Annotated in this window: 21 protein-coding genes; 4 read left to right on the top strand and 17 right to left on the bottom strand. The window is 67.8% G+C overall.

The features are described 5' to 3' along the window. Positions 1-471 (top strand): cupin domain-containing protein, encoded by a 471-nt coding sequence (locus ABZV44_RS07990; protein ID WP_354833289.1) that lies wholly within the window; start codon positions 1-3, stop codon positions 469-471. A 416-nt stretch (positions 472-887) separates the two neighbouring features. On the opposite strand, the gene ABZV44_RS07985 is transcribed toward ABZV44_RS07990, so the two are convergent. From ABZV44_RS07985 to ABZV44_RS07950, 8 genes are all read right to left on the bottom strand, one after another. Further along, positions 888-1838 (bottom strand): alpha/beta hydrolase, encoded by a 951-nt coding sequence (locus ABZV44_RS07985; protein ID WP_354833287.1) that lies wholly within the window; start codon positions 1836-1838, stop codon positions 888-890. 16 nt (positions 1839-1854) lie between these two features. Next, positions 1855-2394 (bottom strand): YceI family protein, encoded by a 540-nt coding sequence (locus ABZV44_RS07980; RefSeq protein WP_354833285.1) that lies wholly within the window; start codon positions 2392-2394, stop codon positions 1855-1857. A 43-nt stretch (positions 2395-2437) separates the two neighbouring features. Continuing rightward, a complete protein-coding gene (sigJ, locus tag ABZV44_RS07975) occupies positions 2438-3346 on the bottom strand; it encodes an RNA polymerase sigma factor SigJ (protein ID WP_354833283.1) in 909 nt (302 codons plus the stop codon). After that, on the bottom strand, positions 3343-4530 hold the full coding sequence (locus ABZV44_RS07970; RefSeq protein ID WP_354833281.1) for an FAD-dependent oxidoreductase: 1188 nt from the start codon (positions 4528-4530) through the stop codon (positions 3343-3345). Before ABZV44_RS07970 ends, sigJ begins: the two co-directional genes overlap by 4 nt. A gap of 168 nt (positions 4531-4698) precedes the next feature. After that, positions 4699-5529 carry an SDR family NAD(P)-dependent oxidoreductase gene (locus tag ABZV44_RS07965; protein WP_354834050.1) on the bottom strand — a complete coding sequence of 277 codons (831 nt, stop codon included), beginning with the start codon at positions 5527-5529 and terminating at the stop codon, positions 4699-4701. Positions 5530-5745: 216 nt separating this feature from the next. After that, positions 5746-6159: a secondary thiamine-phosphate synthase enzyme YjbQ gene (locus ABZV44_RS07960; protein ID WP_354833279.1), complete on the bottom strand. Its 414-nt coding sequence runs from the start codon at positions 6157-6159 to the stop codon at positions 5746-5748. 133 nt (positions 6160-6292) lie between these two features. Beyond that, on the bottom strand, positions 6293-7204 hold the full coding sequence (locus tag ABZV44_RS07955; RefSeq protein WP_354833277.1) for an NAD-dependent epimerase/dehydratase family protein: 912 nt from the start codon (positions 7202-7204) through the stop codon (positions 6293-6295). Positions 7205-7939: 735 nt separating this feature from the next. Beyond that, entirely contained in the window at positions 7940-8449 is a 510-nt protein-coding gene (locus ABZV44_RS07950; protein ID WP_354833275.1) for a hypothetical protein, read from the bottom strand. 390 nt (positions 8450-8839) lie between these two features. Here ABZV44_RS07950 and ABZV44_RS07945 point away from each other — a divergent pair, with 390 nt between their 5' ends. Continuing rightward, positions 8840-9841: an AraC family transcriptional regulator gene (locus tag ABZV44_RS07945; protein WP_354833273.1), complete on the top strand. Its 1002-nt coding sequence runs from the start codon at positions 8840-8842 to the stop codon at positions 9839-9841. A 463-nt stretch (positions 9842-10304) separates the two neighbouring features. Continuing rightward, entirely contained in the window at positions 10305-10718 is a 414-nt protein-coding gene (locus ABZV44_RS07940) for a hypothetical protein (RefSeq protein WP_354833271.1), read from the top strand. Positions 10719-10806: 88 nt separating this feature from the next. Here the strand turns inward: ABZV44_RS07940 and ABZV44_RS07935 are convergent, their stop codons facing one another. The 4 genes from ABZV44_RS07935 to ABZV44_RS07920 all read right to left on the bottom strand — a co-directional run bounded on the left by ABZV44_RS07935 (position 10807) and on the right by ABZV44_RS07920 (position 13427). Beyond that, positions 10807-11439: a YcnI family protein gene (locus ABZV44_RS07935; protein WP_354833269.1), complete on the bottom strand. Its 633-nt coding sequence runs from the start codon at positions 11437-11439 to the stop codon at positions 10807-10809. Positions 11440-11516: 77 nt separating this feature from the next. Next, entirely contained in the window at positions 11517-12224 is a 708-nt protein-coding gene (locus ABZV44_RS07930; protein WP_354833267.1) for a hypothetical protein, read from the bottom strand. A gap of 63 nt (positions 12225-12287) precedes the next feature. After that, positions 12288-12719: a copper resistance CopC family protein gene (locus ABZV44_RS07925; RefSeq protein ID WP_354833265.1), complete on the bottom strand. Its 432-nt coding sequence runs from the start codon at positions 12717-12719 to the stop codon at positions 12288-12290. A gap of 288 nt (positions 12720-13007) precedes the next feature. After that, positions 13008-13427, bottom strand: a complete 420-nt coding sequence (locus tag ABZV44_RS07920; protein WP_354833263.1) for a hypothetical protein — start codon at positions 13425-13427, stop codon at positions 13008-13010. A 414-nt stretch (positions 13428-13841) separates the two neighbouring features. Here ABZV44_RS07920 and ABZV44_RS07915 point away from each other — a divergent pair, with 414 nt between their 5' ends. Further along, positions 13842-14498, top strand: coding sequence for a YcnI family protein (locus ABZV44_RS07915; protein ID WP_354833261.1), 657 nt, complete (start codon positions 13842-13844; stop codon positions 14496-14498). A 74-nt stretch (positions 14499-14572) separates the two neighbouring features. On the opposite strand, the gene ABZV44_RS07910 is transcribed toward ABZV44_RS07915, so the two are convergent. The 5 genes from ABZV44_RS07910 to ABZV44_RS07890 all read right to left on the bottom strand — a co-directional run bounded on the left by ABZV44_RS07910 (position 14573) and on the right by ABZV44_RS07890 (position 19601). Continuing rightward, positions 14573-14731, bottom strand: coding sequence for a hypothetical protein (locus tag ABZV44_RS07910; protein ID WP_354833259.1), 159 nt, complete (start codon positions 14729-14731; stop codon positions 14573-14575). A gap of 38 nt (positions 14732-14769) precedes the next feature. Then, a complete protein-coding gene (locus ABZV44_RS07905) occupies positions 14770-15447 on the bottom strand; it encodes an MspA family porin (protein WP_354833258.1) in 678 nt (225 codons plus the stop codon). Positions 15448-15513: 66 nt separating this feature from the next. Then, a complete protein-coding gene (locus tag ABZV44_RS07900) occupies positions 15514-16188 on the bottom strand; it encodes an MspA family porin (RefSeq protein ID WP_354833256.1) in 675 nt (224 codons plus the stop codon). Positions 16189-16290: 102 nt separating this feature from the next. Further along, positions 16291-17937, bottom strand: a complete 1647-nt coding sequence (locus ABZV44_RS07895; RefSeq protein WP_354833255.1) for a class I adenylate-forming enzyme family protein — start codon at positions 17935-17937, stop codon at positions 16291-16293. Beyond that, a complete protein-coding gene (locus ABZV44_RS07890; protein ID WP_354833253.1) occupies positions 17934-19601 on the bottom strand; it encodes a CoA transferase in 1668 nt (555 codons plus the stop codon). The genes ABZV44_RS07895 and ABZV44_RS07890 overlap by 4 nt, the downstream gene beginning before the upstream one ends. Positions 19602-19609 lie beyond the last annotated feature (8 nt).

Below are 19609 nucleotides of genomic sequence, written 5' to 3'. Positions count from 1 at the left end.
ATGTCCCACAATCGATTTCTGCTGCTCGACGCCGGCGCGGCCCGCCCCGGCCGCCTGCCGCTGCCGCCTGCGTTCGCCGTGAAGGCCACCACCGCCGATACCGAAGGCCGCTTCTCGCTCCTGGAAGTCACCCTCGCCCGCGATATCCCCCGCCACACCCATCACGTGGCCGACGAATGCATCTACGTGCTCGACGGCACACTCGAGGTGGAATTCGACGACCGCGTCGAGCACGCCACCGCCGGAATGTTTGTCCTACTCCCCCACGGCATTCCACACGCTTTGCGCCGCGCCTCCACACCCCCGCCCCGCCTCATCCAGATCTCGTCACCGGGCGGCTGGGAGTGCTATCTGGAGGATCTGATCGAGGCGGGGCCGGCCGTGCTCACCGCCGGCGCCCTCGACCCGGTCAAGATCAACCCGATCGCCGCCAGGCACCAAATCCGGTACGAGGAACCCACGGTGGCATAGAAACCGCCGCGCCTGCACCTCCGTCTCGCATGCCCCGATTCGGGCGATATCACATCTGAAATAGATGTCAGTCACTCGCGATACGCTGCGCGCGGCGGGCAATAACACCGGAGTCGACCGGTGGGACAGGGGTCCATTCCGGTGATCGGTGGTCTCCTGAGTAGCCTTTCAGCTCAGAAGTAACAATGCCGCCACGAAAGCCCTTGCGTGCCAGGGCTTTCGTGGCCACGCATCGTCTGCAGTAGAGCCAAGCCTGGTCAAACCAAACGTCACCACTGCTGAAATCCACTGGTAGGGACCGATTTACAGCATCATCAGCCCTCGCGGAAATCGGACGAATAAGACCGATTGATGGTTCGGGATCAAAGCACGGTGCCGGCAGCGCCGACTGCTTGCCCAGGTCCGGCTGGACGCCCTCAACAAGCCGAGCTGAGGAATCCGGTCAGTTCCGTGGCGACCGCGACGGGATCGTCCTCATGGGCGTTGTGGCCCGCGCCTGCGAGCATTCGCAACGTCGATGTGGGGATCAGGTGTGCGAGTTGCGGTGCCTGCGATGGGTTTATGACGCGATCCTGTTCTCCCCAGAGGATCAGGGTGCGTGCTCTGATCGTGCTTGCTTCCCATTGCACCTGGGACAGATCGAGATTGCGCGGCTGCTTCCACATCGCCGTGCGGTTCTCGTCGTGGCTCTGCGGGATCCAATAGGTGTCCGCCAGGTCCCTGGTCAGTTCCTCGGGGCGCGCATACGCATCGCGCAGTCCCGCCACGTAGATGTCCTCGGTCATCACACGCGTAGCCAGTTCGCCCAGGACGGGCGTGCGCATCAGCTGCATGTTCACATTGAGCTCGGTATCCAGAACAAGCGGTGAGATGAGCACCAGCTGATCCACCTGCGAGGGATATCGCGCGGCGAAATCCACGGCGACCGAACCGCTCAGGGAATGTGCCAGTACGGACGCACGGGCAATTCCGACCGCCGACATGAACTGCCGCAGAGCCTCTGTCATGGCCCGCACGTCATATCCGAAATCCGCGTCGTGCAGCGTGGTGAACCCCGAACCCGGCAGGTCGACCGCATAGACAGTGTGGCCGGTCGCCAGCGCGCCGATGATGTCGCGATAGGTGTAGGACCACAGCGTGCCACCCGGCAGCAGAACGATGGGCGGCCCCTGACCCGCCTCCAGGAAATGAAAGCGGGCCACCGCGGTCTCGACGAACCGGCCACCGTCGAGAACCGGCAAATCCGCATGGCTGTCCGCACTGGATACCGCAAATGGCATCGCCACGTTGAGGTGCAACAGGGCGATCATCGTTGACAGCGCGCCCAACCACCGGCGCCGGCGGTGCGAATTCGAGTCGATGTCCACTCGATTCTCTTTCCGCTCAGGACTTCCGGATTACGGCAACATCGAACTGCAGCACCACCCTCGGGCTGACCATGCCTGCGGCCGCCTTCCAGTGCACTCCCCAGTCCTTGCGGTCGATCGTGACGCTGCCGGTGAAGTCGATCCGGAGGGCGCCGCGCGGTTCGGTCTGAGCGCCGGTCAGCTCGAATTCCATGGTGATCGGCCGGGTGATGCCACGCATGGTCAAGTCACCGGTGACCTCGACATTCGCCTCGCCGGACTGTTCCACCCCGGTCAGGACGAAAGTGATCGTCGGGTGGTCGTCGACGCCGAGGAATTTCCTGCCCACCAGATCGTCGCGCTGCCGATTGCCGGTGTCGATGCTTTTCGCCTGGATCGTGAGCCGACCGCTCGACCTCGGTGGTGCGTCGAAGTCGAGGTGCGCGTTGCCGTCGAACGTTCGGAAGTTCCCACGCACCTTGGTGGCCATTGTGTGCCGGGCGATGAAGCCGATCCGGGTGTGGGCTGGATCGAGGACGTAGTCACCGGTCAGCTCGCTGAGTTTGTTGGTTGACAAGATGTTTCACTCCTGAGGACAAATGGTTTGCTGCGACGGCTCGCTACAGCGGGCGGCGGGCGATCGTGCGCGCGATCGAGAGGGCGGCGAGCTTGTCCGGGTTGCGGATACCGTAACCGTTGACGATCCTGTCGCCGGCCAGCTCGAGGAAGAGGACCGCTTCGAGGCGGTCGCCGGTGTAGATGGCCACCGCGGGCTCGCTGTTGCAGGTCACCGGCTCGATCCGGATGTCCGGTCTGCGCAGCATCGAGCCGAACAGGGCCATGAGCGTCGTGGCCACCTGCGATGCGCCCGTCATCACCTGACTCACCGCAGTGGCCTTGCCGCCGCTGTCGGTGGTCCAGGTGACATCCGGTGCGAGCATCGACAGCAGGCCCTCCATGTCACCGGTCGTCGCCGCCGTCATGAACAGTTCGGTGAGCTCGGCGGTGCGCGCGACGTCGACGGGCCCGAACCGGTTGCGCCGCGCCTGCACATACCGGCGGGCCCGGTAGGACATCTGCCGCACCGCGGCGATGGATTTGCCTACCGCCGCGGCGATGTCGTCGTAGTCGAAGCCGAACACCTCGCGCAGGACGAACACCGCTCGTTCGTCAGGGCTCAGCGTTTCCAGCAACACCAGCATCCCCATCGAGACCGATTCGGCCAGCACGACATCGGTCGCGGCGTCCTGTTCGGTCACCAGCAACGGCTCGGGCAGCCATGGGCCGACATAGTCCTCGCGACGCCGGATGCCGGCCCGCCGCGTGTTCAGCGCCTGCCGGGTCACCAATTGCGCCAGAAACGATTTGGTGTCCCGTACCGTCGCGAGATCCACCCGCGCCCACCGCAGATAGCTGTCCTGCAGCACATCATCGGATTCTGTTACCGAGCCGAGGATTTCGTAGGCGATCGTGAACAGCAGCGGCCGCAACAGGGTGAATCGCTCGGCATGCTCGTCGGTGGTGCTCACGGGTTCGTCACCACTTCGACACCGCTCACCGGATGTTCGAGCCGCCTGCCGCCCTTGGCCCAGAACAATATGCCGGGCTTGCGTGCTTCCCATCGGATTCCCGACACCGTCCATTTGGTGGCCGTCTCCTTGATCGGCGCGCCGATACGGCCGCCGAGGTATGCGTTCACCGCGGTGTCGTCCTTGCGGGCGAACTGCACGATGCCGGCCCGGCGGCCGAGGCTGACATTGGAACCCAGGAACGCCAGGTCCAGCACTGCGGGCCGAGCTCCGCTGATGCCGGCCAGTACGGTGTCCGCGGCGGTGGCGCCGAGCGGCCCGGCGGCCTGGCAGCTCATCCGCAGTGGCACTCCGGACGGCGCGGCGGCGTCACCGGCCGCAACGATCCGGTCGTCGTCGACGCTGGTCAGCGTCTCGTCGGTGAGGAGCCGACCGAGTGCGTCGGTGGGCAGGCCGCTGCGTGCAGCCAGGTCCGGAACACCGAATCCGGCGGTCCAGATGGTAGCCGTACCGGGTACCACCCTGCCGTCGGCCAATACGACCCCATCCGGCAGGACCTGGGCCACCCGCGTCCGCTCGAGCACCTCGACCCCATTCCTGGCCATCCATGTGGCCACCAACCGCCGCCCTCGCTCGGAGAACGTCGGGGCCAATCTATCGCCGCAGACCAGCGTGATCCGATGGCCCTGTTCGGCGAGCTCGGCCGCCGTCTCGACCCCGGTCAGCCCCGCACCGACGACGGTGATCGCCGCCGCCGACAACCCCGCGATAGCGGCGCGCAGCCGCTCCGCGTGCTCCAATTCCGCTATGGGGTAGGCGAATTCGACTGCTCCGGGCACGGAGGCGGGCACCGCCGCAGTACTGCCGACCGCGTAGACGACGTAGTCGTAGTCCAACGCGCGGCCGGATGCCAACTCCACGGTCCGTGCGGCCCTATCGATTCGAATGGCGTCGTCGACCACCAACCGCACGCCCGCACCGAGCAGCGTGTCGTAGTCGATCGCGACCTCACCTGTTCCGGCCACGAACTGATGCAACCGCAGGCGCTCGACGAACCGCGGACGAGAGTTGACCACGGTGATCTCGACGTCGTCGCGCTGCCGCAGACGGTTGGCCGCCACGGTTCCGGCGTAGCCGCCACCGATCACCACGACCTTCGTACAGCTGCTGTTGTGCTCACTCATGTCCTCGGGACACCGCCCGCCACCTCGACATAACAACACGTGATGCAGGTCACCACGCCAGGCACGGTCGTGATTCACGATGGTCACGAATGGCAACGCCCCCTCCCAACTCGAGAAGCGCTCTCGATTCGGCTGGGGGCGTTGCCTTTCCGCGGGCAGGTCGACGAATCAGGCTGCGGGCGTGTGACCTTGCGCCTCGATCGCGATCTTGTGCCAGTCGGCCCAGGTCGCCAGCCGGTCGGCGTAGACCTGCGGAACGATCTCGTTGCCCTGCGCCCCGAAGAACACCCGCAGCGGTGGGTTGTCGCTGTCGACGATCTCGAGCAGCGCCCGCCCCGCAGCGGCCGGGTCACCCTGGTCGAGCGTCTGCGCGTAGGCGGCGAAAGCCGCACGGAGATCGGCATACTGTGGGTCGATCTCGGCGTGGACGGCGCCGGCCGCCCCCTCGGTCGCGTACGAGCTCGGTTCGACCACGGTCACCTTGATGCCGAAGCCCGCAACCTCCTGCGCGAGAGACTCGCTGAGACCTTCCAGCGCCCATTTCGACGCATGGTAGGCGCCACCGAGCGGCCACGCGGCCACGCCGCCGACCGAGGAGATCTGAACAATGTGCCCGCCACCCTGCTCGCGCAGCTGCGGCAGCACCGCCTGAACAACCCAGACCGCACCGAACAGGTTGGTCTCCAACTGATCTCGCAACTGTTGCTCGCTCAGCTCCTCCACAGCACCCAGTACGCCGTAACCCGCATTGTTCACGATGACGTCGAGACGACCGAAGTGTTCTCCGGCGCGCTCCACGGTCGCGAACACCGCCGACCTATCGGTCACGTCCAGCTGTAGCGGAAGCACCGCGTCACCGTAGGTGGCGGCCAATCCGGCAAGGTGTTCGGCGTTTCGTGCGGTCGCGGCGACCTTGTCGCCGCGGGACAGGGCGGCCTCGACGAAGTTGCGGCCCAGCCCACGGGAGGAGCCGGTGACAAACCAGACCTTGCTCATGATGATTTCCGTTCTTCTGCAGGAGCAATCACGGCGGTGCGGGCGTTCGCACCGCTGATGTTCCGTGCTGCGCACCGAACGAACACAAGACACCGACGGCCCCGTCCCTGTAACAGAACAGCGATGTGACCCGGGACACCCTGTCAGCTCAGAAGTAGCACCACGCAGAGCGCCCGCGACAGCGCCATGCGTGGTCTTACGGCCGAATGGTGCTTCGTTTCAGCCGGCCAGGAACGACAACCGCACGTGCCGCACCGGGTTGTCGACATTGAGATCCACGATGGCGACCGATTGCCAAGTCCCCAGCGCCATTTCGCCGCGCAACACCGGAATGCCGGCGTAGGGCGCAATCAGCGCGGGCATGACATGTGAGCGTCCGTGTCCGCGTGAGCCGTGTGCGTGCCGCCAGCGATCGTCGGCGGGCAGCAGGTCCTGCAGAGCGGCGAGCAGGTCATCGTCGCTGCCCGCGCCGAGTTCGATCAGTGCGATGCCCGCGGTTGCGTGCGGCACGAATACATGAAGTAACCCGTCGGATTCCGTCGCCGTTTCACGCAGAAAAGCTGCACACTGCGATGTGAGGTCGTGGACAACCTCGCGACGGCCCGTCTCCACCTCGATCAGTCTGCTCTCCATGGGCACCATCGTCCTCCAGCTGTGCCGTCTCATGAGATAGGCGTCCCCGACACCCAGGTGAAGGCGTGGCCCCCTCCGCCCGAAGTGACTTGATGTCGCCGTCAAAGCCGGGCTTTTCGCTCACCGGCGGAGTTCAGGATTCTTCCAGAAGCGCTCGCGATTCATCGCGAACGATGTCATCGATATCGGAATATGTTGGCTTCCAGCTGATTTCGGTCATCGCCTTGGTCGGGTCGTTGATCAATACCGCAGGTTCCGCTGCCGCCGAACGATGCTGGAGCGCAACAGGTCGGCCGGTTACCCGTTCCACCGCGGCAACCACGTCGAGCACACTCGTACCCCGTCCACTGCCGATGTTGTAGCGGGTAGCGGTGCCAACGGGCGGGAGGTGCTCGATACATGCCACGAAGGCCCGGGCCGCATCCATGACGTGGAGGTAATCACGAACGGCGGTGCCGTCACCGTTGACGATCAACGCCGAATGCCCGGATGCAGCGGTCAGCGCACGCGGTATCAGCCGACTCGAATCCCCGTCCGCACCGCCCGCGATATTCGACAGTCGAACAATGACTGCCGCCAGTGCCTTGCTACTGGCGACGGCCTCGATGGCCAGCTCGGCGGCAAGCTTGCTGCCGGCGTATGGGTGAGGCGGCGCATCACCGATGTCCTCGGTCATCGGCTGCACATCCGGCGTGCCATAGATGGCCCCGGTCGAAGCAAAAACGATCCCGCGGACCCCCGCGTCGACCATGGCTTCGAGCACCGAGAGCGTTCCGGTGGTATTCACGCGGAAATAGCGCAATGGTTCGTCGACCGACTCGCGGGCTCGGGTCAACCCGGCGAGGTGACAGATCGCGTCTACTCCGTCTACCGCGTCGCGAACCGCCCTGTCGTCGAGCAAATCAGCCACCCGAACATCGGCTGCGCCCGGAATCGCCGACCCATGAGCGCGAACCATCGCGACGGGCTCGTGCCCCACAGAGTGAAGGGCTTCGACCACAGCACGACCGAGGTAACCATTCGCTCCGGTGACAAGTACGCGCACACGGCCATCATGTCATCACGGAAGCGACAGGCCGCGATGTCGCACGGCCACAGCATGATCGGGTGGAGTGCTATTCCGGGACGGTGAAGGCTTCGGTGATGCCGCCGTCGAGTGGGAGTGCGGCGGTCAGAACAGCAGGAACGGTCGGTGACAGCGTGGGCCGATGGTGGTGCAGGCACAGCTGTTGGCAACGGCTACCGACATTGGCAGCCTCGTAGCGGGCTGCGGGAACGCAATGAGCCGCCTTTCCCGGGCCACCCGCTGCGGCCGGTCGCCACCGAACAACCCACCTGCAGGGGACCCAGCTGCCGGCCGTAGCGGGACTACCGGTGAACGCACTCTCCGATCACGCCATGAGGTCCTTGACGACCAGTATTCGGCGACGATGAAAGCTGTTCTGTGGCAGTTGTTCCGGCTCACTGCGCCGCTCGCGGACGGACCCCTGCCATTCCGATGCCGGCGGCGGCCGTCCGGTGCGGCGTGGCGTGGCAGTCAGAGCCGAGGGTCCGGCGTGGGCAGCCGCCGACTGGCGTTCCCGGGTTCGCCCGTGCGCCGGGTGGGCGGCCCTAGCCTGGATACTCGCGCCGGTCGGCACCGGGAATGCCCCTTGCAGTGGGGGTTTCGGCTGTGGCGCTATGGTTCGCGCCGGGCGTCGGTGGGGTCGCGCGGCACGGCCCGGCCGCCATCGCACCGTTGCGCCGGTCGGGGTACAACCCCCGCTGGCGGGCCGCCGGGTCAGAGGTGGCGGAAGATCCAGCGGGCGCGTGGCTCGTCGCCGATGGTCCCGAGCAGTGCGACGGGTGTGGTGGAGGTGGTGTCGCCGTACAGGGTTCGGCTGGGGTCGGAGGCGAGGCTGACGCGACGGTTGCCGTTGGTCTCGCTCACGTACCACAGGCCGGTGTCGGCGACGCCGCACACGTTCTGGCCGACGGAGTAGGTCAGCGAGTCGAGCCGAACGGGTTGCAGGCACAGCCTGGTCGAGGAGTTGAGGAGCTGGAACACCGGCCCGGCGGGCCGGTACCCGATCAGGACCGGCTCCCACCGGTTGGTGTCCGCGCCCTCGTCCGCACTCGTTCGCACATCGGCGATGTCGGCCGCGGTGACGACGGGCCGCAGTGTGTAGGCGGGCTGGGCCTCGAGGAAGATCCGGTACCCGCCCGACCGGAGCGGTGCGGCGGCGGCGGGTGTGGCCGCAGCGGCGAACAGGACGTGGGCCACGATCACGAGGACTGCGCGGGCGGACATGACGCTGGGGTCCTTTCACGGAAGGCAAAGCGGAAGGTCGAATCATGCTGTGCACAGGGAGAATTCACAGAAGGTGGCGTGCCCGGTCGGAAGACACGAGCACGCCACCCCACGTATTCGTGGCCGGACCCGCTTCAGAGCGCCCGATATGCGCCGAGCAGGCGGAGCGTCCGGAATTGGCAGCGAGAGCCGGTGGGACGGCACCGTGAGCCGACAATGCCCCGTTTGCCTGCCGGTTTTCGGCGTGATGGGAGGAATATCCGAGATTCAGGAGGTGCCGACGATTAGCCATTCACGTGTTTAAGCTTCCGGCTCACGGGTGCCCGACGGCGCGCACCTCGATGGTGGCGGGGCGCGGAATTGCGCACGGAACGGGGTGGGAGCTGACTGATGAGCGTGGTGTTCGACACGGCCACCCTGCCGCCGAGAAATCGCCTCCCCGCCCTCATAGCAACGCTCGAGCAAACAACAATTCGGGCGGATCGGAAACTCGAACTCACGCCCGGGCAGGATGCGGTGTCGGCGCGGCTGGAGACGTGGCAGGTCGGGCCCGTGGCCCTGCTGCGGGCGAATATGCCGGGCATGTCGACCACCCGCAGCGCCGCGCATGTGCGTGCCTCCCCGACTTCGATGCTCACGGTGTCACTGCTGCCGTCGCGTACCGGTCGCCGCGAACACGAGCACCGCCGATACGTGGCGCGGCCGGGGGCGTGCGAGGTGTTCGACTACTCGCGGCCACTCCGATTCGATTGGTCCGGGCAGGATTCCCCGATCGGGATGTTCCTCGACGCCGACGACCTCGACCTACCCGGCGACACCATCGCCGCCGCGACCGGACACCTGCACACCAGTCCCCTGCACTCACTCCTCACCACGCAACTGGCGTCCATGATCGACCATGCCGATGGTCTCACCGGCGATCCCGCCGCCGAGCAACTCGGCCATGCGTGCATCGAACTGATTCGCGCAGTGCTGATCTCGGCCGCCGAGCACGGCCCCTGCGACGGCACCGCGGTCCCCGCCCACCTGCTGATGCGTCAGATCCTGGACTTCACCCGCCGCCGCGCCACCGACCCCGACCTGCACGTGCCGACCATCGCAGCGGCACACCACATTTCGGTGCGCCGCCTCTACCGCTTGTGCGCCGAGGCCGGGATCAGCCTCGAACAACGCCTCATCGCCGCCCGCCTCGACCACGCCCGCCACCTGCTCTCCGCCCCCGCCGCACATCAATGCTCCATCGCCGCCATCGCCCACGCCAGCGGATTCCGCGACCCCACCCACTTCACCCGCCGCTTCCGTCAACGCTACGGCCTGACCCCCGGCCAATGGCGCGCCGAACACAAAGTCCCCCGGGCTAGCGGGTTGCCACCCGCCACCGCGGGGCCCTGAACCTCCCGGCAGACCATCAAGATCAGGGAGCTCTCACCGTGGAAGCATGCCCGGTTTCCCTCACTGAGAGCTCCCCGATCTTGATTGCCAGAGTTGGCGGGGGCGACCGCTCTGTCGATCACCGAATACTGCCCGGGCCGGTCAGTGACCGGAATACCCTCTGAGCCAGGACGACTCCGCCAGACGCGGGCGACGTGATCGTCGATTTCTGAAATCGGATGTCGCCAGCGCGGCTGACCGGCGGGGCGCAGTGTCGGTCGGGCGACCAGTTATTTCCGGTGAATGTCCCAAAAGTTCGTCACGGTTGGTTTGCTATCCGCTATCCTCACTCCCGAGGCACCGCTGGAGTCCGAAAATTTGTGCAGGCCAACGGTATTGAAATCGGCATGCGGGCCGGCGGATCGGCTGGTTGCCGCGTCGTCGGTGCTTCGTGTGGTAGCCGTCCGGACAGCAAGGAAACACCGTGCACGCACGCTCCCTCGTCACCGCACTCGGCGCGCTCGCCGTCACCACCGTGCTGGCCACCGGCACCGCGGACGCGACCGCCACGCTCACCGTCGATACCGCCCGAGAAACCAACGGCAATGCCGTGATCGGCGTTACGTACCAGTGCACCTCCGGTCTCGGCGCGGAACTGTCGGTGACGGTCCGAGCCACGCCCTACCTCGGCTCAGGAGTCAACGGCAGCTCCCTCGCCCCGGTGAACTGCATCGGCCAGCCCCAGCAGACAATCGTCACAGTGAATCCCGTTCAACTGTTCGGCGAGTCGCCCAAATTCCAATCCGGATCCATCACCGACGTGACGGTCACCGTACTCGACCTGACCCTGAATTCCCCTGTCACCACCACGAAGCGCCGCTTCGATCACCTCGGCTGACGAAACCTCGGGCGGGACTTCACCGTTGGCTGAGGTCATGCCCGTGTTCGGTGATGGACACGGGCACGACCGGTGACAGGCGGGGTTGTCAGGCGTGGCGGCGGGTCGCGAAGGCGGCGCCGCCGAGTGCTCCTGCGGCCAGGGCGATTCCGATGCCGCCGAGCCAGCGGGCGGTGGTGTCGTGGTCGGCGGTCGCCGCGGTGGCCGGCTTGTGGCCGGAGCCCTTCGGCGCGAGATCCAGTGTGGGGAGCGGGCGTTCGGGTTCGGTGCCGTCCGGGTTATCGGCCTGATCCCATTTCACGACCTCGCCGTCGGCGTAGGTCTGGGTGGCCGGGAAGGTGAGGTGGTCCTGGTCGGGCAGGTCGTCGGCGAGGACCTGGAACTGCTGGAACTGGCCGGGTGCGATGCCCGCGCCGGGATCGGCGGTCCAGGTGACGGCGGTGACCTTGCCGCCGGCGTCCTTGATGACGACCGACTTCCACCCCGGAATCGGCTGCGCGTCGACCGACAGCAGGGACGGGAACTGAACGGTCAGTGCGGTGGTCTGGCTATTGGTGCCGGACTCGTTGGGGACGCGGAAGGTGAGGACCGCGTCGCCGGACTGGACGGCGTCGGGGGCGGACACGGTAACGTGCGCGGAGGCGACGCCCGCGCCGGTGAGCAGGGCAGCGGCGCTGATCGCGGCCGTGATGGCGGTCCGGGAAACGGAGGAGAGGGCCATGGCGGGAAATCCGTTCGGAGGGAGCCGAATTCGCCGTGCCCGGGCGCCCCGGCGACGCGGGACACCCGGGACGCGGATCAATTCTGGCTGTTGGTGAGGGTGTTGTACATCTGGATCAGGCTGACCACGGTCACCGGCGCGCCGATGGCGAGGGTGCCGATGGCGGTGCCGAGACCGGCGCCCACGCCCGCGCCCGCGATGCAGCCGCCGGGCGCGCCGACCAAGAACACCGGCGGCATCAGCTCGGTGCCGACGATCGCACCGGCGATGCAGCCACCGACGAGCCCGATGGCCGCGCCGAGCATGCCACCGATCGCGGTGGCCAGGCCGATCTGCGTGCCTGCCACACCGAGGGCGTCGTTGAAGTCGTCCTGGGAGAAGACCGGCTTCAGGGCGACCTCGGCGGCGGGGGTGGCCTGCGCGGGGTCGGCGCTCGGGGTGAGGGTGATGGTCTTGCCGTCCGCGTCGACCTGCGCGGCGATCGGCCAGTCCTTCTTGTCCAACTGGTAGGTCAGCGGCATACCGAAGGCCAGCTTGCCGTCGGCGTCGAGGATCTCGAACTGGGTGCCGCGCACATTGATCCGGCCGGCGTCGGTCCGCAGCACCACGGAGTGGTCCACCACATTGGCGGTGTAGTGGATGCCAGGGGCGATGTCGGTGCTGACGGTGCTGCCCGGCCGTTCCTGGGTCGCGGGGGCGTCGGCGGCGGCGGCGGTGCCGGTGGTGATGGCGAGCGCGGCGACGGCGAGCGCGGCGGTGGCGGTGAACTTGTTCAGGGTCTTCATCAGGGGATGTCCTTCCTCGCGAACTCCGGTCCGCGAGACGAAAAGCTGTGGGGAGGAGGGGAACTACTGCTGCGGTGCGGTGCCGTCACCGGGCTGGGCCAGCGTGAACGTGCGCTGCCCCTCGATGCGGTGACCGTCCTTGGACGTCACGGTGAAGTGGGTGGTGTAAACCCCGGCCGGGCCCAGCGGAGCCAGATCGACGCTGAGCGTGCGACCGTCGACGTGCACATCGCCGACCGACCAGGTGTTGCCGTCCGGACCGCTGACCGCCAATTCCGGATCGTCCACCTTCTCATTGAAGGTGACGCTCACCTGCGGCGGACCCGCCTGCAGCACCGCACCGTCGGCGGGCTCGGCGTGCGTGATGTGCGAGTGCGCGTCGGCCACTCCGGTGCCCAGCACCGTCGCGCCGATCAACGCGGCAGCCAGCACCGTGAACGCGGGCCGCAGCCGGGGCAGCCCGCGACCGGGCCACGTGAATTTGTTGCTCGACAAAGCATTCCCTTCCACACGCCGACCGGAACGGTCGACGGCAGCACGAATCCGTCATGCGCGCAGCACGAATTGCCAATGGTCGATAAAACGATCGACACCGCGCGCGATTTCGATATCGGTGCACAGAAGTCAATTACATACGGCCACGGGAGAATTTCTCACGGCGCGAATTACGCAGCCGTGAGCCGGACCGAAAATGGACGCACCGATATCCTTCCGGCGCGGGCTACGTATCCGCGACGGGCACAAGGGCAGCCTCGGACGCACGCGTACCCGGGCCTACCCGGATCAGAGCGCGGTCGCGAGGGCGGAAGAGGTCGGCGGGCCACGCCGGGAGATGGCGCCGAGCAGCAGCGCACCGGGCGGCCGGACGTGCGCGTCAGGCGTGCGGACCAGCCGATCATCAGCCGGCGCAAGCGATTCGAAGTGGGCGAGCAGCGACCAGACGGTGCGCGACACCGCGGCGTAGACACCCTCCACCGCGGCGATCAGCAATGCGGCGAGCACGGTTGCCACGGCATGCGCGGCCAGCATCGTCCATCCGGCGACGCCGGACCCTTCGACGGTGGCGTGGGAATGATCCGCGACGGTCGCCATCATCAGCGCATTGTGCGCGAGGAACTGCCCTGCTCCGAGCGCCGCGACGAGCCGGACCCGCCCGCGCCCGGCGGGAGAGCCGACCGCGGCGCCGACGGCACCGCTGACCACCAGAAGGAGTGTCAGTGCCGCCGAATGCGGCAGGGTACCCTCGAAGCCGTGGGCCGCTACAGCCAATAGGCCACACAGAATTCCGGCCAGGCTGCCACGTATTCGGTCACGCGACGGAGCGCCGGCGCAGGCGAGCACAACCATTGTCGACAACCTTCACAGACAAGCCAGAGCGGAATGGATCCGCGAAGACTATAACCGCTCCCCCGGAATTCTCGAAATCCCTTCCGCGCCTCGAAATCAACTCGACTACAAGGCCAATTCTCTTCTGAACGGAAGAGATTCGGGCGACCGAACCGAGCCGCTTCGACATCGCTCAGCGAGTTATAGATATCGGCTCTGAACAGGTGGCATAGTCTACGGAGAACACGAGGTTGTCTCCGATCCCGTTCAGACGAAGGAGTGACCGTTTCGATGAAGAATTCATGGATGTATCGAGCCGGGTTCACCGGCGTCGCCGCGGCCGCGGCCGTCGTGATCGCGGCCGCACCCGCGGGTGCCCATGTCAGCGTCTCCGGGCCCGATGCCGCCCGGGGCGGTTCGGCCGTATTGACGTTCCGGGTGCCGAACGAGTCGGCCACCGGCAGCCCGACCACCGCGCTGACCGTGCAATTCCCGGCGTTGACGGAGGTGAACACCCAGGCAACGCCGGGCTGGCGCGCGGAGGTCTCGCGCGACGCCGATCACAAGGTCACCGGCGTCACCTGGACCGCGGACGCGGGCGGCGGCATCGGCCCCGGACAGTTCGGGTCCTTCGCCGTGCTGGCCGACGGCCTGCCCGATACCGATTCGATCACCATGCCTGCCACCCAGACCTATGCGGATGGTCAGGTCGTGAAGTGGGACCAGACCTCGTCGGGTGGCTCCGAGCCCGAGAATCCGGCTCCGGTACTGCAATTGGCTCCGAAGCAGTCCGGGACGGCCGGTCACGGCGATATCAAGACCGCGATGCCGCAGTCCCAGTCGGAGAAGGACACGACGGCCCGCTGGCTCGGCAGCATCGGCATCGTGCTGGGCGCACTGGGCCTGCTCGGCGCCCTCGGACTCGGATTCGCCCGCCGCAAGTCCTGACGCATCACCCGACCCCGCACCGCGGCCGACCGGTATGCCCTACCCGGGCAGGTACCCGTCGGCCGCGTGTCTTCTCAATGGCTGTGGCCGTGACGGACCGTCGTCGTCGGAGCCGGCGGTCCGGACTGGCCTGGAGCAGCCCACGTGCCGACCGCCCAGGCCGCACCGAACACGACCGCGAGCACGAGCAGGAATACGGCGATCCTGGGTATGACGCCGAACCGTGTACTCATCACCGATTCCTCTCTGGCAGTCCCCCGGGTCCGCTCGGTTACCCGAGGCTGAAGGGCTGTCCCCAGAGCGTGACCCAGGTCTTGACGTTATCGGTCTCCACTTCGACGTTCACGAACGAGCGCGCCTGGGCGTAGCCGCCGCAGCCCGACAGGCCGATGGTCTCATCGGACCAGCTGACGCCGCCGTTCGGACCGTGGAAGTCATTGCGCCAGCGGTGGGTCTCGCGGCCGAAGTCGTCGGGCTGTTCCAGATCCAGCAGGTGGAAGGCCTGCGCCTGACCCGGGCCGAGGCTCAGGTTACCGCCGCCGTTGACGCCCGCCTGCGGGGTGACATTGCCCTGGTTGTCCCAGCTGGCCCCGACACTCGGGCCGCCGTTCACGCCACCGCCGTCGATGGCGACCTGGCAGCCGACGACATATCCGGGGTCGATGCGGCCGCCCTTGGCGGTGGTTCCGGACAGCTGCACCGAGACGGCGCCGGATGCCCAAGCGTTGCGGTGCACCGGTGTCGCGCCCATCGACGGGCTGATGGTGGCGGATTCGCCGGTCAGCGTGACATCGATGACGGTGCCGTCGGACAGGGTCTGGGTCAGGTGACCGCCGGGCAGCGGCACGAAGGTGTCGGCGTGAGCCGCCCCGGCGGCGGACAGGCCCAGGGCGACGGTGGCGGCCGCGCCGATTCCGGCCAGCCGGGCCGCGGTCTTACGGAACTGCATGATGGTTTCCCTCTGGGTATCGAATTCGCTGATGCGAGAGGTGAATTGGCGATGTCGGCCGCGGCGTCAGCCGATGCTGAACGGCTGCCCGTAGAGGGTGGTCTTGGAGTAGTGGTCGCCGATGATCTCGACCACGGTGTAGGCCCGCGCCTGGGCGTAGCCCGCGCAGCCCTGGATCTGGATTTCGGCGTCCCGGTACTCCACCGAGTAGGTGCCCGCCTTCAGAATGTCCTTGTAGTCGATCTGCACGAAGTGCACTTGGCCGGGGCCGAGATTCACGCCGATGGACCCGCCGAGGCTGCCGCCGTTGAGGCTGAGCGAGCCCGAGATCCCGGCCGAGACGGCATCCTCCCCAATGCTCACCTGGCAGCCGACGATGTAGCCGGTGCTGATCTGCGAGGCGCCGTGTGTGGAGGAGTTGTTGGAGCCGGCCTGGTTCACCGGGCCGTTGTCGGGGCCGACGGTGCCGTCCGGCGTATCGGTGACATCGGCGGTCGCGATGCCGGAAACCCAGACCACCCGGCCCGCACCATTGGCAGCCAAAGACGGTGAGACCACGGCGTGTTCGCCGGTGCGGGTGACCGTGACGCCCGGCGCGGCCTTCTGCCCGTCCGGCAGGGGCACGAAGGTGTCGGCATTGGCCGCGCCGGTGGAGAGCAGGCCGATGGCCACGGCCGCCGCTGCCCCGGCGCCCGCGACACGGGCACCGCGACGCACGGCGGAATTCTGGATTTCCCTCACGAATGGTCCTTCATCAACTCTGGCTTGCGTTTCCGGACAGTTAGTCGGATGCGACCGCCTCCGGTTCCCGGCCGCCACGTGAGGTGGATCACCGAATTTATTTCAGGCAGAAGGGTTTTCGTTGGATTCCACCATCCGGCGCAGGGCGCGGCGGTCGACCTTCCCCGCCGGGCCCAGTGGCAGCGCGGGCAATGCGAGCAGGCGCTCGGGGAACTTGCGCGGTTCCAGGCCGTGCTCGGCGAGATGCTCGGTGAGATCGCGCAGGGTGAGCGCGACTGTGGCAGCGACGCAGGCGCACAACCGTTCCCCGTACAGCGGATCCGGCACCGCCACACACGCCACATCGGTGATGGCCGGATGAGTGAGGAGTAGCGATTCCACCTCGGCCGGGCTGATATTGAGCCCGCCCCGGATGACGACGTCCTTGCTGCGGCCCACGATCGTCAGGTATCCGTCCGGATCGAGGACGCCGAGGTCCCCGGTCCGGGTCCAGCCGTCGGGGGTGCGCAGCGTGCGATCCAGTTCGGCGTCGTCGACGTAGCACATCGGCGACATCGGCCCGCGGGACACGATCTCCCCTACCGATCCGGGTGGCAGGCTGGTGAATTCCCGGTCCACGACCCGGATTTCGGCGACGGCCGGATCGGGACGGCCCGCCGTGGTGGCATGTTCGGGCGGATCGTCGAGGGCGGTGTGGCAGGAGACGCCGTCGGCGGATCCGTAGAGGTTGATCACCGGGCAGCCCAGCACCTCGCGACCGCGCACGGCGGTCGGCGTGTCGAGGGCGGAGCCACCGACCACCACCGCCCGCAGGCTCGACAGGTCGGCGGTGGCGATGGCCGGATCATCGAGCAGCATCCGCAGCATGGTCGGCACGCCGAGCAGATGTGTGGGAGCGGCCCTTTCGATCATGGCGAGCGTCGCGGCGGCCTCGAACCTGGGCTGCAACACCAGCGTCGCCCCCAGGGTGGCCAGGGTGACCGACGTACCGCTGGATCCGAACGCCGAGGCGAGCGGAACCAGGAACATATTGCGCATGGCGGCCGGGTCCTCGTGCAGCGCGGCCAGCATGGCCCCGCGCCCGCCCGCCAGCGCATTGTGCGAGTAGAGCACCATTTTCGGTTCGGCTTCCGAACCGGAAGTGACCAGAATCCGGGCCGGGCCGTCGGGATCCGCGGTCCGGGCACGGAATTCGCACGCGTCCGTGGCGAGCAGGGCGTGCACAGGCACGCAGCCGCGCGCGACGTGCCGCCCGACGGCGACGACCGCGCGGAGTGCGGGCAGCTCGGCCGCCATTTCGCGGATGCGTGCGGCGCAGGGGAAGCCATTGTGTTCGGCCAGGGTGATGACGGCGACGGCTTCGGAGCGTCGCAGCAGGCTCGCCGCTTCCCGGCCGCCGCGTCCCACCGGGAACGGCAGCGCGACCGCCCCCAGCGCAGCGATGGCCAGGTCCGCGGCACAGGCCAGGCGGCCGTTCGGAAGCTGCACGGCGACCACGTCTCCGGCGGTCACGCCGAGCCCGGACAGCCCGGCCGCCAGCCGCCGGGCCTGTTCATCGAGTTCGCCGTAGGTGACGGCGCCGTCGGCGTCGATCACAGCGGGCTTGTCCGGATGCTGTGCGCACCGCGCAGCGTAGAGCGTGTAGATGTCACGGCCGGGGTAGTACCCGGCTCGCGCCCAGGAATTCCGGAGCTCGGCGGGCACCAGGTCCGAATACCAGTGCGCGACCGCACTTTCGGTGCCGCTCACGAGATTCGCCACGGGGTGTTCAGGGCCGGGCAGCCGAATTCGTCGCGGCCGATCACCGCGGCGAAGCGCGCATCGGTGAGCAGGTCACCCAGATCGGTGGCCACCGCCACGGCCCCGGTCGTCCAGCCGTCCCCGTCGGGAATCGGCTGCCGATCCGCCGTCTGCGGACGGACACCGCAGCGGCGCAGCGTATTCGAGGCGCTCAGCAGGCTGCTCTCGACCGCGGCACCGGTGCGGTCGCGCTGCCGCAGCAGCAGTCCGGCGACGGCGGCCTCCGCTCCGAGGATGCCGCCCAGCACATCGAGCAGGGTCATCAGCGAGGGCGCAGGCGGCGCACACGGCGGGCCGACCAGTTCCGCGAGGCCGGTGCGGGCCTGAACCATGAAGTCGGTGCCGGGCGGCAGGTCGCCGAGGTCGAGACCGGACCAGCCGGAGGTGTAGACGTGAACGACGCCGGGTGGCATGTCGGTGGCCGAGAGCTCCAGCACCTCGGCCTTGCCGGGCGCCCAATTGTGCAGGAAGACATCGGATTCAGCGGCCAGAGCCCGCAGGCGCTTCCGGTCGGAGGTGGATTTGATGTCGAATTCGGCCGCCCGTTTGCGCCGGTTGAGGGCCAGCCAGCGCGACGACAGATCGCCGCTGCACGGCGGCATCTCACGCAGCGGGTCACCGCCCGGCGGTTCGATGCGGGTCACGTCGGCTCCGAGCAGGCGCAGCAGGTGCGCGGCCAGCGGCGCTTGCACCCGGCGGCCCGCTTCCAGGACTACGAGGCCGCTCAGCGGAGTTTCGAGGATGCCGCGACATCGATCCGGCTGGGCGAGCGGCGAATTCGGGACCGGCAGCACCGTCCACGGCGCGGGCAGCGACCGGGGGGACGGCGTACCGGACTCCGCCGCGCTGTATAGGCGGCACACCTGGACCCCGGAGTGCGCGGCAGCTATCCGGATCTGGTCGAAGGTGTGCGCCCGGGTGGTGTCGTGCAGGTTCCCGGCGAGCGGCGCGGTCGCCGTGGCGTAGCGGAATTGGAAGGGGCGCCAGCCCTTTCGCCAGGCACTGGGTTCCGCGCCCAGCTCGGTCCAGAACGCACCCCATGGCTCCGGCTGCAGCGACTCGATTTCGAATCGGATGCCGTCGGCGCTGGTGAACGGCGGGCCACCCGGGGCGAGATCCACGGCTTCGGGATCGTCGGCGCCGGCCGCGGCCAGGTACTGGGAGATCGACAGCAGGGCGGCCTCGGCGACGCTGGTCTCGACCCGGGCGAAGCCGCCGGGCGCGGTCAGCAGACTGGCCAGCAACGCGGTGCCGGCGAGGGCTCCGGCGGCGGTCTCGCAGTAGTCGACCGACAACCCCCGGGGGCGGCCTGCGCGGCGGCCGTTCACGTGCATGACACCGCAGATCGCCTGCACAGCAGTCTCATTCGTGAGCGCCGGTTCGGTGACCGGACCCGCCCAATCCACCGTCAAGGCACGCCGGGTGCCGTCCGGGAGAGCCAGGTGCGCCGTCGCCGCCACACCGCGGGGCAGATCGCCGACGGTGACGGCCGCGCCGAGCGCGTCGAGATGGATGCGCAGCACCTCGGCCGCCGCGCCGGACCCGCTGACGGTCGCGGTCGCGCCCGCGAGCAAGGGGGCGACCGCCGGGATGGTTGCGTGTGTGTGCGACATTGCGCGCC

It is taken from the genome of Nocardia sp. NPDC004860 (genome assembly GCF_040609015.1).
Classification (GTDB): domain Bacteria; phylum Actinomycetota; class Actinomycetes; order Mycobacteriales; family Mycobacteriaceae; genus Nocardia.
Note: the sequence above shows the minus strand (reverse complement) of the source record. Positions and strands in the feature narration are given on the sequence as shown.